Origin of the sequence: Tenebrionibacter intestinalis (genome assembly GCF_016632365.1) — a bacterium.
GTDB lineage: Bacteria > Pseudomonadota > Gammaproteobacteria > Enterobacterales > Enterobacteriaceae > Tenebrionibacter > Tenebrionibacter intestinalis.
In genome coordinates this window covers 1-308 of the sequence record NZ_JAEPBH010000207.1, presented here as the reverse complement: position 1 = coordinate 308, position 308 = coordinate 1, and the positions used below count along the sequence as shown (strand labels likewise).

Below are 308 nucleotides of genomic sequence, written 5' to 3'. Positions count from 1 at the left end.
GGTAAAACTCCGGAGCAGAAAGCGCAGGAGCATGTAAAAGCAGAAAACGAGCGCTACAGGCAGGAAAACTGCGCAGGCATGAGCGCGGAAGCGTGCTCAGTACAGATGTATAAGCAGAGGCTTGAAGCACTCAAGGATACCGCTTCATTTGGCGTGGATTTTGTGCCGGTGGTTGGCGATATCAAGAGCTTTGCAGAAGCGCAGAGCGCGCTGGATTACCTGGTCGCAGCGGTGGGGATTATCCCTGGCGCGGGTGATGCTGCTGGTAAGGTGATTAAGGCGGCGGAAACGGCGCTGAAGAAAGGGGA

1 pseudogene is annotated in these 308 nt (G+C 55.5%); it reads left to right on the top strand.

The window, feature by feature from the left end:
* A pseudogene (locus tag JJB97_RS18495) lies at positions 1 to 308 on the top strand (DUF4258 domain-containing protein); the annotation flags it as partial.